This is a genomic window from Rhizorhabdus antheiae, assembly GCF_049889055.1.
GTDB lineage: Bacteria > Pseudomonadota > Alphaproteobacteria > Sphingomonadales > Sphingomonadaceae > Rhizorhabdus.
The window spans coordinates 298,994-312,124 of sequence record NZ_JBLTWO010000003.1 but is presented as its reverse complement, the minus strand read 5'-3'; the positions used below and the strand labels follow the sequence as shown (position 1 = coordinate 312,124).

Genomic DNA, 13,131 nt, shown 5'->3' with positions numbered 1-13,131 from the left:
CTTCAGCGCGCCTTCATGCCGGGTGCGAAGACCGGGATGCCGTCAGCCGTCGTAACCTGCCCCTGCCCGGACTGCGCAAGGCGGACGACATCGGCAGCGGGAACTCCGTCGGTGATCCACAGTGTATCGGCAGGCAAGCGCAGCGCCTTGAGCTCCGCCGCGCGCCGGCGGACCAGTGCATCGAATGATCCAGCATCGTAGCGGGCGAGATAGATGACGTCGGTCTTCAGGCCGTGCCGCAAGGCCCAGGCGTCGATATCGCGGTAAGCGGGGTAGCGGTTCCGGGGCAATATCATCCGGACCGCGCGATAACGGCCGGCCGCCTCGCTCCAAAAAGGCGAGGTCAGCGCGCTCGGCCAGACGTCGCCGCGCCGGGCATAGGCTTCGGCAGCCCCTCGCCAGCCGGCGCTGCTATCGACGATCTGCACGATCGCGGCTGCCCATAGAATAAGGGTTGCAGGGCGGCGTGCCGAGCCCCTGACGACGACCCAGAAGAGCGCAACCATCAGCCAATAGACCAGCGGCCAGGCGAAACGGCCGCTGCTGCGGAACATATGCCCCAGCGCTTCCAGCGGCGCCGGCCAGGGGACATGGACGACGTGAGAGCCGAGGGCGACATAGGGCGTGACCGCAAGCAGGCCGAGCAGGGCGAGCGCGAGACCGAGGCCGAGATGCGGCAGCCATCGCGGCCACGCCGGGACGCGGCGGGCGACGACCAGCGCCGCGACGAGCAGGGCGAGAACCCCTGCGCCGAGATAGGCGAAGCCCTCCACCTCTTCCGCCGTCGTCGCCTGAGCAGGCAGCAGCCAGGACCAGCCGCGCGGATCGACCGGCGACAGCAGGTTCGCCTTGTAGATGCCGAAGCCCCATTCGATCGAGATCGCATGAACGCTGCCGTCGCCGGTCTTCGCGAGCCAGAGCACGCCCGTCAGCCAGGCGGTTGCAGCCATCGCGGCGAGGCCGGCTGCCGCTCCTAACAGCAGGCGCCGCAGCGCCGGCCCGCTGGCCCCCACTGTCCCCCGCCAAAGCTCGGCACCCCAGATCGCCGCGACCATCGCCAGCAAATAGGGATGGATCAGGATCGTCAGCGTGAGCAGCGCCCCCCACAGCCAGGCCCTGCGATGCATGTCCGGCGACAGATAGAGCCAGATCGCCGCAAGGATGAGCCATTGGCCGCATAGGGTCAGGTGGAAGATGGCGGGCATGATCGCCCGTGCCAGGAAGCACGGGGCGAAGAGGAAGAGCAGCACGATAGCGGGGCGCTGCCAGTCGTCGGCGCCGATCCGGACAGCGATCGCGCGAGCGAACAGCGCCTGCAGCAGGAAGCAGCCGAGCAGCCACCAGCCGAAATATTGAAAGGGCTCCGGCAGGATCGGGCCGAGCAGCTTGAAGACCATCGCCAGCAGCGGATTGGCATCCGCCATCATCACGCTGCCCGCTATGTCCATGCCATAATCGGGGTTCGCGGCGATCGGCCAGGACCAGGGCGACGCCCGATAAAAGGCCCAGCCGAGATAATTGGTGGCCGCATCGTGGTCCGCCAGCCAGGCGATATTGGTCGGATCGAGTGGTGCGGGGCCGATGACAAAGACAAAGGCAATGATCGCGAGCGCGAGGCTCACCACAATGTCCCGGTCGGGAAGGCCCGCCGGCAGAATCCCCACGCGGCGCGTCGTGGCTATCGTGTCCTGCCCCACGGCGTATTCTGGCCCCCCTTGCGCGGCGCCCCCGGCCGGTTCGGTCACCTTCTAGGGCTGCGGCGCGGCTCCCTCAAGCGGCCATCATTCTCGCTGGAGATGGACCAGCGGCGCCTCGAACCAGCCGCGATAGCCCTCCGGACCGTAGCTCTCCCGGACGGCGCCGCCACCGCCCAGCCCCATCGCGATCAGCTTGGCCCCAAAACTGCGCTGCGTCGGCGTCACGGCCGGGGGGCCGCCCGCTTCGGCCCAGCCGAGCGACAACAGCGCGTCTTCGCCCTCGCCCGACAGGCTCCACTCGACCGCGATCGACCCGCCGGGAACCGACAGCGCGCCATATTTGACGGCATTGCTGCCGAGTTCGTGCAGCAACATCGCGGTGCTGATCGCCCCCTTGGGTGCAAGCTGCACGGCCGGCCCCGCTGCCGTGAAACGCTCTGGCGGGGCGTGCCGGACAAGGCTGTTAGCAACCACCGTGCGCATGTCCGTTTCCGTCCATTTCTTGCGCTGGAGCAGTTCATGCGCCTCGGTCAGGGCATCGAGCCGGCTCTGAAAGGATTCGACCGGTCCCCGGCTCGGCACAGCACGCAGCGTCTGGCTCGCCAGCCCGTTGATCATCGCCAACGTCTGGTTCAGCCGCTCGGACAGAAGATCGTTGAGTTGGCGCCGTTCGATATCTTCTTCCATCTGCCGCAACATCGCCCGGCGCAGCTCGAGCTGTGCGATCACCTGCCGCGCGAGCGTGGTCAGCATGCCCTGCTGTACGGGGGTCAGGCCTTCGGGCCGGGGTTCATGATCAATCACGCAGAGCATACCGAGGACCTCGCCGCGCGGTGCGACCAGCGGCGCCCCGGCGTAGAAGCGGATGCCATCCGCAATACTGACAAGACTGTTCTCAGCAGTGCGGGGATCTGCGGTCAGGTCGGGAATGATCAGCATTTCACTGCTGCCGAGGCCGAGCCTGCACACCGACTGATCGATCGGCGTCTCCTCCTGCTCCAGCCCGACGCGCGCCTTAAACCATTGCCTGTCGGTTTCCACCAGGCTCACAAGCGAGATGGGCGTACCGCACAGCTGTGCCGCCAGTTGCACGATATCGTCGAAATCGGCTTCGGGGGGCGTGTCGAGAATTTCATATTCGGACAGCGCCGCCAAACGCGCCCGGTCATGAAATTGGGGTTCCACTAAGCTACGCATCGCGCCACTCCACCTGGCTGCTGGGGTCGGTCCGCCGACAGATTCGATCTTCAACATAGTCCGACGACATGATGGTTCAACGTCGCGAAAATGCGGGGGTTTCCCGCAACGCAGGTTTACCCCGGCCCAGCATCGAAGCGAAGGGCTACCTCTCGTCGCCTAGGTGCGGCATGGTGGGCGGCATGCTGGATGCGGCGTCGAGGGCCGTGCCGACCGGGAGAGAGACGATCGTGACCACTGCCCCCCAGACCCAGTCCCTGTCCGTCATGCTCCGGCGGTCGGCTGCGCGCCATGGCACCAAGCCTGCGCTGGTTTTCGGAGGTGCCAGCTGGAGCTATGCCGAGTTCGACGCCATCGTCGACGAACTGGCCGCCGGTCTCGATGACCTGGGCGTGGTCAAGGGCGATCGCATCGCCATCCTCGCGCGCAACAGCCACAGCTTCATGGCGATCCGGTTTGCGGTCGCGCGGATCGGCGCCGTGCTCGTTCCGATCAACGTCATGCTCGGCGCGCCCGACATCGCCTATATCCTCGACCATTCTGGCGCCCGCTTCCTGTTCGTCGATGCGACTCTGGTCGACCTTGCCCGCGATGCGGCCGCTGCCGTCGCCTCAGCCATCGAGGCAAGCTTCCTCGTCGAAGGCACCTGTGCCTCCGACATCCGTCGCTGGACCGACCTGCGCATCTCGGGCGCCACGATCGACGACCGGGCCGAAGCGAACGACCTGCTGCAGATCATCTACACCAGCGGGACCGAAAGCCGCCCCAAGGGCGCGATGCTCAGCCATGCTGCGGTCCTGTGGCAATATCAGAGTTGCCTGTTCGACTGCGGCTGGACTTCGGACACCGTCATCCTTCACGCCCTGCCGCTGTTCCACTGTGCGGCCCTCGACGCGATGGCGGGCCCGGCTCTCCAGGCAGGTGCGACCAGCGTCATCAGCCCCTCCGCCGCGCCCGATCAGGTGATCCCGCTTATCGAGCACCATCGCGTCACTGCCTTCTTCGCACCGCCTACGGTCTGGATATCGCTGCTGCGGTCCCCGCTGTTCGAGGCGCACGATATCTCCAGCCTCGCCAAGGGCTATTATGGCGCGTCGATCATGCCGGTGGCGGTGATCGAGGAGCTCAGCGAGCGTATTCCGGGCCTGCGGCTGTGGAACCTCTATGGCCAGACCGAAATAGCGCCGGTCGCGACTGTGCTGCAGCCCGAAGATCATGCGACGCGGCGGGGCTCGGCGGGCCGCCCTGCCCTCCATGTCCAGACCCGCGTGGTCGACGACGAGATGCGCGACGTCGCACCCGGCGAAATCGGCGAGATCGTTCACCGCTCCCCGCAGCTGCTGTCGGGCTATTGGCGCCAGCCGGAACTGTCCGAGACCGTTTTCGCCGGCGGCTGGTTCCACAGCGGCGACCTGGCGACAATCGACGCCGACGGCTTCATCACCGTCGTCGATCGCAAGAAGGACATGATCAAGACCGGCGGCGAGAATGTCTCCTCGCGCGAAGTCGAGGAGGCGATCTATGCCCATCCGCATGTATCGGAGGTTGCGGTGATCGGCCTGCCCGATCCCCACTGGATCGAGGCGGTGACCGCCTTCGTGGTGAAGCGGGCCGGAACCGCGCCAAGCGCCGAAGATCTGGAAGCGCATTGCGCGGCTCGCCTTTCGGGGTTCAAGCGGCCCAAGCGCTTCGTCTTCGTCGACGATCTGCCGCGCAATGCCAGCGGCAAGATATTGAAGCGCGATCTGCGTCAGATGGCGCCCGGCTGAGGCGCGTGGCCGATCAGCAAGAATTTGAAAAGAACCAAAGCGATCCGTCGACGTTGTTCCTGTCATGGCCGTGCCCCCCGGTCGCCAAGAAGGAGTTTCAAGATGATCGCCCTGTCCAGGTCCCGCATTCTGCTCTGCACCCTGCCCGCGATGCTTGCGCTGTCAGCCTGCCAGTCGAGCAACCCGTCCGAACGCGGCCTTGCCCGCGGCGCGGCGATCGGCGCAGCCGGTGGTGCGGCGCTCGGCGCGGTCGTCGGTGGCGTGGGCGTCGGTGAGGGCGCTGCGATCGGCGCGGCGGCCGGCGGTGCGATCGGCGCGCTGACCGCCAAGAACCGCCGCTATTATCGCGACCGGCGCGGCGACTGCTATTACAAGGACAATGGCCGTCGCTATTATGTGGACCGCAACCGCTGCTGATCCGTCAGCCGCTTTGATCAGTCGCCCCGGAGGCCATCTCCACCCCGAGTTCGGCCTCCAGGGCGGCGAGCATCGCCTGCACCTTCGGCAGCGCGTGCCGACGGTGCAGGCAGACCGCCCAGATCGGTTCCGGCGCATCCAGAAACCCGTCGAGCAACCGCACCAGTCGCCCCGCCGCGAGATGATCGCGCACGTAAAATTCCGGCAACTGGCATATGCCGAGCCCATCGATGGCGGCAGCCACCAGCGCGGTGCCGCTGTTGCAGCGCAGGCGACCGCTCGGCACCAGCGTCCGCCTCGTACCCTTCTCGCTGAAATGCCAGACCCCGCTTGTTCCGATCAGGCAGTCATGCGCTTCCAGCTCGGCGGGCGCCCTCGGCAAACCGCGCCCTACCAGATAGGCGGGTGACGCGCACAGCACGAGCGAGCGAGCCCCGATCTGGCGGGCGTCGAGCCGCTGGTCGACGGGATGGCCGGTCCGGATGCCGATGTCGAAACCCTCGGCAACCAGATCGACGACGCGGTTGGTCAGCTCCAGCGACACCGAGATGCGCGGGTGCATGCGAATGAAACGGCCGACGATAGGGGCCACGAAGCGTTCGCCGAGCGTGGTCGAGCAGGTGAGCCGCAGCGCGCCCTGCATCTCGCTTTCGCCGCGCGCCATCGACAGCGCCTCGTCACGCTCGTCGATGATCCGCCGGCTCTGGTCGACGAGCATGCGACCCAGTTCGGTCGGTCGGACCGAGCGGGTCGTCCGCTCGAACAGTTCGGCGTTCAACCGCGCCTCCAGCCGCTGAACGATGCGGCTGACCTGCGACGGCGATATGTTCAGCCGCCGGGCAGCGCCGACGAAGCTGCCGGTATCGGCGATCGCGACGATCTCCTCCAGCCCGTCCCAGTCGGACATGATTGTTGCTCCCTGGAATTAATGCCTTGCAGAATTAGCTATTTCGTCGCGAATTGCACCAATATATGTCGGCCTGAGATCAGGAGATTCCGCCATGAAGACCCGTGCCGCCGTCGCGTTCGAAGCCAAGAAGCCGTTGGAAATCGTCGAGGTCGACCTCGAAGGTCCCAAGGCGGGCGAGGTGCTCGTCGAAATCATGGCGACGGGCATCTGCCACACCGATGCCTATACGCTCGACGGCTTCGACAGCGAGGGCATCTTTCCGTCGATCCTGGGCCACGAAGGCGCTGGCGTCGTGCGCGAAGTCGGCCCCGGCGTGACCAGCGTGAAGCCCGGCGACCATGTGATCCCGCTCTACACCCCCGAATGCCGCCAGTGCAAAAGCTGCCTCAGCGGCAAGACCAACCTCTGCACGGCGATCCGGGCGACGCAGGGCAAGGGCCTGATGCCCGACGGCACCAGCCGCTTCAGCTACAAGGGCCAGCCGATCTTCCATTATATGGGCTGCTCGACCTTCTCCAACTTCACCGTCCTGCCCGAGATCGCGGTGGCGAAGATCCGCGAGGACGCCCCCTTCAAGACCAGCTGCTATATCGGCTGCGGCGTGACAACGGGTGTCGGAGCGGTGATCAACACCGCCAAGGTACAGGTCGGCGACAATGTCGTGGTCTTCGGCCTGGGCGGCATCGGGCTGAACGTGATCCAGGGCGCGAAGCTGGCCGGCGCGGGCAAGATCATCGGCGTCGACATCAACCCCGACCGCGAGGAATGGGGCCGCCGCTTCGGCATGACCGCCTTCCTCAACAGCAAGGGCATGAGCCGCGAGGACGTCGTCGCCAAGGTCGTCGAGATGACCGACGGCGGCGCCGACTATACGTTCGACGCGACCGGCAACACCGAGGTGATGCGCACCGCGCTCGAGGCCTGCCATCGCGGCTGGGGCACTTCGATCATCATCGGCGTCGCGGAAGCCGGCAAGGAGATCGCGACGCGTCCCTTCCAGCTGGTGACCGGCCGCAACTGGCGCGGCACGGCCTTCGGTGGCGCCAAGGGTCGCACCGACGTGCCGAAGATCGTCGACATGTACATGACCGGCAAGATCGAGATCGACCCGATGATCACCCATGTCATGGGGCTGGAGGAGATCAACACCGCGTTCGATCTTATGCACGCAGGCAAGTCGATCCGCTCGGTCGTCGTTTTCTGATCGGATCGGCCATGGGCATCGAGACCGTTTCGACCAACCGGGCGTTCGGCGGCGTGCAGGGAGTCTATCGCCACGCGTCCGCCGTCACCGGCACCGACATGACCTTCTCGGTCTATGTCCCGCCGCACGAGCCGGGCGCGCGCCTGCCGGTCGTCTGGTATCTGTCGGGCCTCACCTGCACCCATGCCAATGTGACCGAAAAAGGCGAGTATCGGCGGGCCTGCGCCGAACTCGGCCTGATCTTCGTCGCGCCGGACACCAGCCCGCGCGGCGAAGGCGTGGCCGACGATCCGGCCGGCGCCTATGATTTCGGGCTGGGCGCAGGCTTCTATGTGGATGCGACCGAACAACCCTTCGCGCCGCATTATCGCATGTGGAGCTATGTCACCGAGGAGCTGCCGACGCTCATCGCCGAGCATTTCCCGGCCGACATGGACCGGCAGGCGATCACCGGCCATTCGATGGGCGGCCATGGCGCACTGACCATTGGCCTGACCTTCCCCGAACGCTTCCGCTCGGTATCGGCCTTCGCGCCGATCGTGGCGCCGTCGCAGGTGCCCTGGGGTCAGAAGGCCCTCCCCGGCTATCTGGGCGAGGACCGGGCGGTGTGGCGTAGGCACGACGCGGTCGCGTTGATCGAGGACGGCGCGCGGGTGAAGGATCTGCTCGTCGATCAGGGCGAGGCGGACGGTTTCCTGGCCGACCAGCTCAAGCCCCAGCTGCTTGCGGACGCCTGCGCCGATGCCGGGATAGACCTCACGCTGCGGCTCCAGCCCGGCTATGACCATAGCTATTATTTCATCTCGACCTTCATGGACGATCATCTGCGCTGGCACGCAGCCCGCCTGACCTGATCCGGCGGCCCGAGGCCCGGCACGAGATATTGAAATTGCGCCTTTATCCGACGAGGTTTTGGCGTCACTAGAAAGCCATGACGTCGCGCCGCGCCCTTTGCCGCATCCGCTGCGGGCATCGCCGATGAGCGATCCTACGCACGCGCTGCTGCTGCTCGACCTGATTGCGATCGAGCGGCCCGTCGATATGGCCCGTTACGCTGCGCTCGATGCCACCGCCTGGGACGACCTTATCCGGATGGCGCGGCAGCATCGGCTGGAACCGCTGCTCGGGCAGAGGCTGGCGCAGGACCCCGGCTGTTTTCCCGGCCCGATCGCAGTCCAGTTGGTCGAGCGGCGGCGCGCCCAGGCCATGGCGGGACTGCGCGCGGCCGCCGAACTGGAGCGACTGCGCGCTCTTTTCTCCAAAGCTGGCATATCCTTCGCCGCCTTGAAGGGCGCCTATCTCGGCCGCACCGCCTATCCACGCCCGGAACTCCGCCCTCTGCGCGACATCGACATCCTCGTCCCGCGCGACCGCGCGGTGGAGGCGTGGCGCCTGCTGGAGGCCGAAGGCTATGGCCAGATCGAGCTGAGCCAGGGCAGTCCGGAATCCGCGCTCGACTTCCTGCACCAGATGCCGCCGGCACGCTCGCCCGCGACGGGCATGGCGGTCGAGGTTCATTTCCGTCTCTTCCACGATCGCGAGCGCGGCGACGGCTATGAGCCGAGCGAAGACTCCGCCTTCTGGGAGCGGCTGGTGCGGCTTGGGGAGCCTGGCCGCGAGATTGCCTTTCCTTCGCCAACCGACACGCTGCTCCATCTGATCGAGCACGCCGCTTACGGGCACGCCTTCGACAACGGCCCTTTGCTGCTCAGCGACATCGCCTGGCTGGTCCGGGGCGGCAGCGTCGACTGGCCGCTCTTCTGGTCGCTCGCCGACCGGGCGCATTGCCGTCACGGCGCGCTGCTGAGCTTCGCCCTCACCCGGCGCTACTGGCCGAGCGTAGCGATCCCCGAACCGGAGGGCGGCCCCGGATCCTGTTCGGTGCCCTCGGCCCTGGTCGATGCGACCGCGCTGATCATGCTGCAGGACGCCAGCCAGCGCAAAGACCTCAAGCTGTCGCTGCAGACCCGCCTGCGCCGCCGCAGCGGGGACCTGTCGTCCTTCCTCTTCGGGCGGCTGTTTCCGTCGCGGCTGGAGATGGCGAACATGTATCCGGTCGATCCCCGATCGCCACGCATGCCCCTCTTCTACGCGCGCAGGCTGTGGGAGATCGGCACCAGGCGCAGGCCCGCCCTGATCGGCCGCAGCGGCGCCCGTGCGGAGAGCGCCTCCAGCCACGCCGATATGGCGATCGTCGATCATATGCTCGCCGTTCACGACTGGCTCGAACGGCATGATGGAGCGGTCGCGGCGCACTAAGCCCGCCGCATATTCCGGGTCGCGAATCCATCTGTGCGCGATGCTGGCCACACCCGATCCCCGGCCAGCGGACGACTGTCTCGACCACCCGATTCGGACATAGCGGCCCTCCTTTCGTCGCGCGATACACTCTCGTCAGCGGCAAGTTCTCGACCGTCAGGTCCGGCGTTAATCTGGCAGACAGCTAGTCAACGACACCCAAAGCAGACGGGGAAAGACAAAGGAGTCGCTTCATGCGTGTCAATTCCAAGGACCGGAGAGTTCGTTTCATGATGGCTATGCTGGCCCTGTCGGCTTCAGCCAGCCTTTCGGCCCAACAACAGCGCTCATCCGACTCGAATATTGTCGTTGACGGCGTTCCTCTTCCGGATCCTTCGACGATGACTGAAGGTCCTGAAATAAAAGGCGTTATCTCGGCTCGCACGGGCAACCGGCTAAAGGTCAGGCAGGCCGATGGCACGAGCACTGTGATCGCGGTCGGCGATGCCACGCGGGTCAAGGCCGCGTCCGGCCTGTTCGGCAGCAACAAGAAGCTCGGGCTCGATGCGCTGCTGAACGGTCTCCCAGTGACGGTGAAGACGCTTCAGCCTGCCGGCGGCGCGGGCAGCGAGCTCTATGCGAGCCAGGTCAATTTCCGGAACGGCGATTTCAAGACCGCCTCGATGATCCGCAACGCCACCGACCAGCGCTTCGATGAGCAAATCGCCGCGACGGAGGCGCTGCGCGGGCGCCTCGGCGATATCGACAAGTACAACATCAAGAACACGATCAATGTCCATTTCGACACCGGCAAGGCGGAGCTGTCGCCCGAGGACAAGGCCCAACTCTGCCAGACGGCGAGCACGGCCGAGGCGACCGAGAATGCGCTCATGCTGGTGGTCGGCTACACGGATTCTACCGGCCCCGAAGAGGTCAACCAGCAGCTGAGCGAGAAGCGCGCGGCGCGGGTGATCAACTATCTGCAGCAGGCCTGCGGCTGGAAGCCTTACCGGATGCTGACCCCGACCGGCATGGCCACCGCCGATCCGCTGGCGCCGAACGACACGCCCGAAGGCAAGGCGCAGAACCGCCGCGTCGCGGTCAACATCCTCGTCAGCAAGAGCGTGGACGACCTCTAAGCCAGTTGGTGCAGCATGCGCTGCAAGGCATGACCAAGGAGCCGGAGGTCGCACGATCTCCGGCTCTTTCTTTGTCTGCGTGAGCGGTCAGTCGCTCCCGCCCAGCGCCAGCACCACGCCGGCTATGCCGATGGCCCCGGTCACGACCGTCAGTCCCAGCCAGCCGCTATGCTCCCAGAACCAGCCGGCGCCCCAGCCGGTCAAGGTCACCCCGGCATAATAGAAGAACAGGTAAAGCGAGGCCGCATGGGCCTTGGCCGGCCCCGCCTGCCGCCCGACCTCGCCGCTGGCGATCGCATGCGAGGCGAAGAACCCCATCGTCACGAGGATGATGCCGAGGATGAACGCCCAGAGCGGCTCGGCAAGACTGATGACCATGCCCGATGTCATCACGGCGATGCTGGCCGCGAGCGCACGTCTGGGCCCTATACGGGCGATCAGGCTGCCCGCCTGCGCGGATGACGCGATGCCGAAGACATAGGTCAGGAAGATGAGGCTGCTCGCCGCCTGCCCGAGATCATAGGGCGGATGGCTCAGCCGAAAACCAGCATAGTTGAACGGCACGACGAAGACGCTGGTCAGGGCGAAACCGACCGCAAACAGACGGCGCAGCGCGGGTGAACGGAACTGGTCGCGCCAGTGCCCGATATGCGCGCCGATATCGAAGCCGCGCGAGGGCGCGAAGTTGCGCGACGCCGGTAGCAGCAGCAGGAAGCCGATCGCCGCTGCGACGTCGACCACCCCGACGACCGCCATGGCGCCGCGCCAGTCCAGCAGGTCGGCAATCCCCCCGACCGCCACCCGCCCCATCATCGCCCCGAAGGCCGTGCCCGCTACGTAGAGACCGATCGCGCGAGGCAGGTCGCGACCGTCCATCTCCTCGGCCAGATAGGCCATCGCGACCACCGGCACCCCGCCCAGCGCCGCCCCCTGGAGAAAACGAGCAAATAGCAGCGCCGACCAGTTCGGCGCGAAGGCGACGGCCAGGTTGAGAAGCGCGGCGACCAGCATCACCGTGAACATCAGCCGGCGGCGCGTGAAGAGGTGCGACAGCGCGGCGGCGACCATGCTCGTCCCGGCAATGGCGCCGGCCGTCATTGACTGGGCCAGCGCGCTGGTCGGCGCGCTCAATCCGAAATGGGCGGCGAAGGCGGGCAGCAGCGGCTGGGTGCACCAGAGCAGGGAAAAGGTCGCGAAGCCCGCGAGAAAGAGCGCCGCGCGGGCGCGGCCATGGTCGACCTGCCCCCGGCGCATCGGGTCTTCCCCTCCGCCGGTGCGAGCATTCTGCTCGGGCGCACTGTTGTTGCTGTCAGGGCGGCTGGTGCGTCGGGTCACGGTGCCGCCATGACCGCTAATGACGGATGGGGCAATCCTGCGCGCGGATCAGCGTTGCGAAAGGACGGAGCAGCTTATCCTGCAGCAACGAAGTTGCAGAGCAAAGCCGCCCTCACATAAAACACCTCAGCTGAGAATACCTGAGTCTGACGAGCCAGCCCCCATCGCCAAGGTTGAATCCGACAGATCGACTATCGTCAGTGAAGGCGTGCTCCAAATGCCCTTGGCCGAAGCTGATGGCTGCGCGCACTCTGCCTCGAGCACGTCCATATCTTTTCTGTCCGACTGCGCCATTGCAAAAACCCCTCGCCTGAATTCCGATGTCTCCGCCCCCCAATACTATGGTTGCCTCTTAGATCCAAGAAGATGCTAGGCAGCGATCCGGTTAGGCTCAGCTGGCCGAGAAAGGGTTGCAAATTGAGTTTGCCGGCTTCGCCACTGACCGACTGGTTGTCAGCTACCACCCTCGACACCGATTCCTGCCATGTTGCCGCTCGCCGCTTCGCAGAGGATGACGCCCGCATGGTGGTCATCGACGACGTACTGCTGCCGGCGCGATATCGTCGGATAGCCGATGCCCTGAAATCGGATGTCGCTTGGGGCCCGCGTCATGGACTGATGCCCTCTGCCGGCGAGGACGGTACCGTTGGGCAGAATGCCGTAAAATGGGTCGACGCGGCCGACTTCGCCGAGGCGGCCCCTGCGGAGCGCTTCTTCCAGCATCAAGCGTTCGAACGTGTGAGGCGCGGACGCGAGCTTTCCCCGGGCATAGTCGATCTCGTCCGTTTCAAGACGCTGTTGACGAGCCCTGCCTTTATGGACCTGCTGGGCGTCATCGCCGGTCGACGCCCTGATGCTCTGCAGGAATTGCTCATCCGCCGCATGGTCTTCGGTGACCTTGCGCGGCGCCATGACGATGCGATCGGCGGCCGGACGATCTGCGCACTGCTCTATTTCAGCGATGGCTGGACCCCCGCCATGGGCGGCCAGTTCGTCATGCATGCGCGCGATGGCGACCGGATTGTCGATCCCCTGCCGAACCGGATGATCCTGTTCGACGTCAACTCCGGGCTCGACCACAGCGTATTGCCGCTGTCCCAGGCGGCGGCCGATTTCCAGCGGTTCAATTTTTCGATCTGGTTTCGCTAGAGCAGAAGTTGACCGAACTCGGTCAATGGCTCGGAGAATGCGGTTTCGAAAGGCAAGAGCGCGTTCACTCATCGTG

Annotated in this window: 12 protein-coding genes; 7 read left to right on the top strand and 5 right to left on the bottom strand. The window is 65.9% G+C overall.

Annotated features, from left to right (window positions below):
• Window positions 1-2: 2 nt before the first annotated feature.
• Entirely contained in the window at window positions 3-1,622 is a 1,620-nt protein-coding gene (locus ACNI3R_RS08980; RefSeq protein ID WP_426182206.1) for a DUF6311 domain-containing protein, read from the bottom strand.
• Between the two features lie 159 nt (window positions 1,623-1,781).
• On the bottom strand, window positions 1,782-2,894 hold the full coding sequence (locus tag ACNI3R_RS08975) for a sensor histidine kinase (RefSeq protein WP_426182203.1): 1,113 nt from the start codon (window positions 2,892-2,894) through the stop codon (window positions 1,782-1,784).
• A gap of 230 nt (window positions 2,895-3,124) precedes the next feature.
• Here ACNI3R_RS08975 and ACNI3R_RS08970 point away from each other — a divergent pair, with 230 nt between their 5' ends.
• Both ACNI3R_RS08970 and ACNI3R_RS08965 read left to right on the top strand, forming a co-directional pair.
• On the top strand, window positions 3,125-4,663 hold the full coding sequence (locus ACNI3R_RS08970; RefSeq protein WP_426182200.1) for a fatty acyl-CoA synthetase: 1,539 nt from the start codon (window positions 3,125-3,127) through the stop codon (window positions 4,661-4,663).
• A gap of 102 nt (window positions 4,664-4,765) precedes the next feature.
• On the top strand, window positions 4,766-5,080 hold the full coding sequence (locus ACNI3R_RS08965) for a hypothetical protein (protein ID WP_426182197.1): 315 nt from the start codon (window positions 4,766-4,768) through the stop codon (window positions 5,078-5,080).
• A 4-nt stretch (window positions 5,081-5,084) separates the two neighbouring features.
• On the opposite strand, the gene ACNI3R_RS08960 is transcribed toward ACNI3R_RS08965, so the two are convergent.
• Entirely contained in the window at window positions 5,085-5,987 is a 903-nt protein-coding gene (locus ACNI3R_RS08960) for a LysR family transcriptional regulator (RefSeq protein WP_426182194.1), read from the bottom strand.
• A 94-nt stretch (window positions 5,988-6,081) separates the two neighbouring features.
• On the opposite strand from ACNI3R_RS08960, the gene ACNI3R_RS08955 reads away from it, so the two are divergent.
• The 4 genes from ACNI3R_RS08955 (at window position 6,082) to ACNI3R_RS08940 (ending at window position 10,571) form a co-directional block, all read left to right on the top strand.
• Window positions 6,082-7,194 (top strand): S-(hydroxymethyl)glutathione dehydrogenase/class III alcohol dehydrogenase, encoded by a 1,113-nt coding sequence (locus ACNI3R_RS08955; RefSeq protein ID WP_426182191.1) that lies wholly within the window; start codon window positions 6,082-6,084, stop codon window positions 7,192-7,194.
• Window positions 7,195-7,211: 17 nt separating this feature from the next.
• A complete protein-coding gene (gene fghA / locus ACNI3R_RS08950) occupies window positions 7,212-8,048 on the top strand; it encodes an S-formylglutathione hydrolase (RefSeq protein ID WP_426182327.1) in 837 nt (278 codons plus the stop codon).
• Between the two features lie 124 nt (window positions 8,049-8,172).
• On the top strand, window positions 8,173-9,453 hold the full coding sequence (locus tag ACNI3R_RS08945) for a nucleotidyltransferase domain-containing protein (protein WP_426182188.1): 1,281 nt from the start codon (window positions 8,173-8,175) through the stop codon (window positions 9,451-9,453).
• Between the two features lie 233 nt (window positions 9,454-9,686).
• Window positions 9,687-10,571, top strand: a complete 885-nt coding sequence (locus ACNI3R_RS08940; protein WP_426182185.1) for an OmpA family protein — start codon at window positions 9,687-9,689, stop codon at window positions 10,569-10,571.
• Between the two features lie 87 nt (window positions 10,572-10,658).
• Here ACNI3R_RS08940 and ACNI3R_RS08935 read toward each other — a convergent pair whose 3' ends face one another.
• The gene (locus ACNI3R_RS08935) at window positions 10,659-11,906 is read right to left on the bottom strand and encodes an MFS transporter (RefSeq protein WP_426182182.1); all 1,248 of its coding nucleotides are present in this window, start codon (window positions 11,904-11,906) and stop codon (window positions 10,659-10,661) included.
• 453 nt (window positions 11,907-12,359) lie between these two features.
• Complete coding sequence (locus ACNI3R_RS08930; protein WP_426182179.1) at window positions 12,360-12,818, bottom strand: hypothetical protein; 459 nt, start codon at window positions 12,816-12,818, stop codon at window positions 12,360-12,362.
• Between ACNI3R_RS08930 and ACNI3R_RS08925 the strand changes: the two genes are divergently transcribed.
• Window positions 12,789-13,055 (top strand): 2OG-Fe(II) oxygenase family protein, encoded by a 267-nt coding sequence (locus ACNI3R_RS08925; protein WP_426182177.1) that lies wholly within the window; start codon window positions 12,789-12,791, stop codon window positions 13,053-13,055. The two genes, ACNI3R_RS08930 and ACNI3R_RS08925, sit on opposite strands and share 30 nt — an antisense overlap.
• The last annotated feature ends 76 nt before the right edge of the window (window positions 13,056-13,131 follow it).

Coding starts and splice junctions, on each gene's coding strand:
- ACNI3R_RS08975 (WP_426182203.1), bottom strand. CDS start 2,894: ATGCGTAGCTTAGTGGAACCCCAATTTCATGACCGGGCGCGTTTGGCG.
- ACNI3R_RS08965 (WP_426182197.1), top strand. CDS start 4,766: ATGATCGCCCTGTCCAGGTCCCGCATTCTGCTCTGCACCCTGCCCGCG.
- ACNI3R_RS08960 (WP_426182194.1), bottom strand. CDS start 5,987: ATGTCCGACTGGGACGGGCTGGAGGAGATCGTCGCGATCGCCGATACC.
- ACNI3R_RS08955 (WP_426182191.1), top strand. CDS start 6,082: ATGAAGACCCGTGCCGCCGTCGCGTTCGAAGCCAAGAAGCCGTTGGAA.
- ACNI3R_RS08945 (WP_426182188.1), top strand. CDS start 8,173: ATGAGCGATCCTACGCACGCGCTGCTGCTGCTCGACCTGATTGCGATC.
- ACNI3R_RS08940 (WP_426182185.1), top strand. CDS start 9,687: ATGCGTGTCAATTCCAAGGACCGGAGAGTTCGTTTCATGATGGCTATG.
- ACNI3R_RS08925 (WP_426182177.1), top strand. CDS start 12,789: ATGGTCTTCGGTGACCTTGCGCGGCGCCATGACGATGCGATCGGCGGC.
- ACNI3R_RS08930 (WP_426182179.1), bottom strand. CDS start 12,818: ATGGCGCCGCGCAAGGTCACCGAAGACCATGCGGCGGATGAGCAATTC.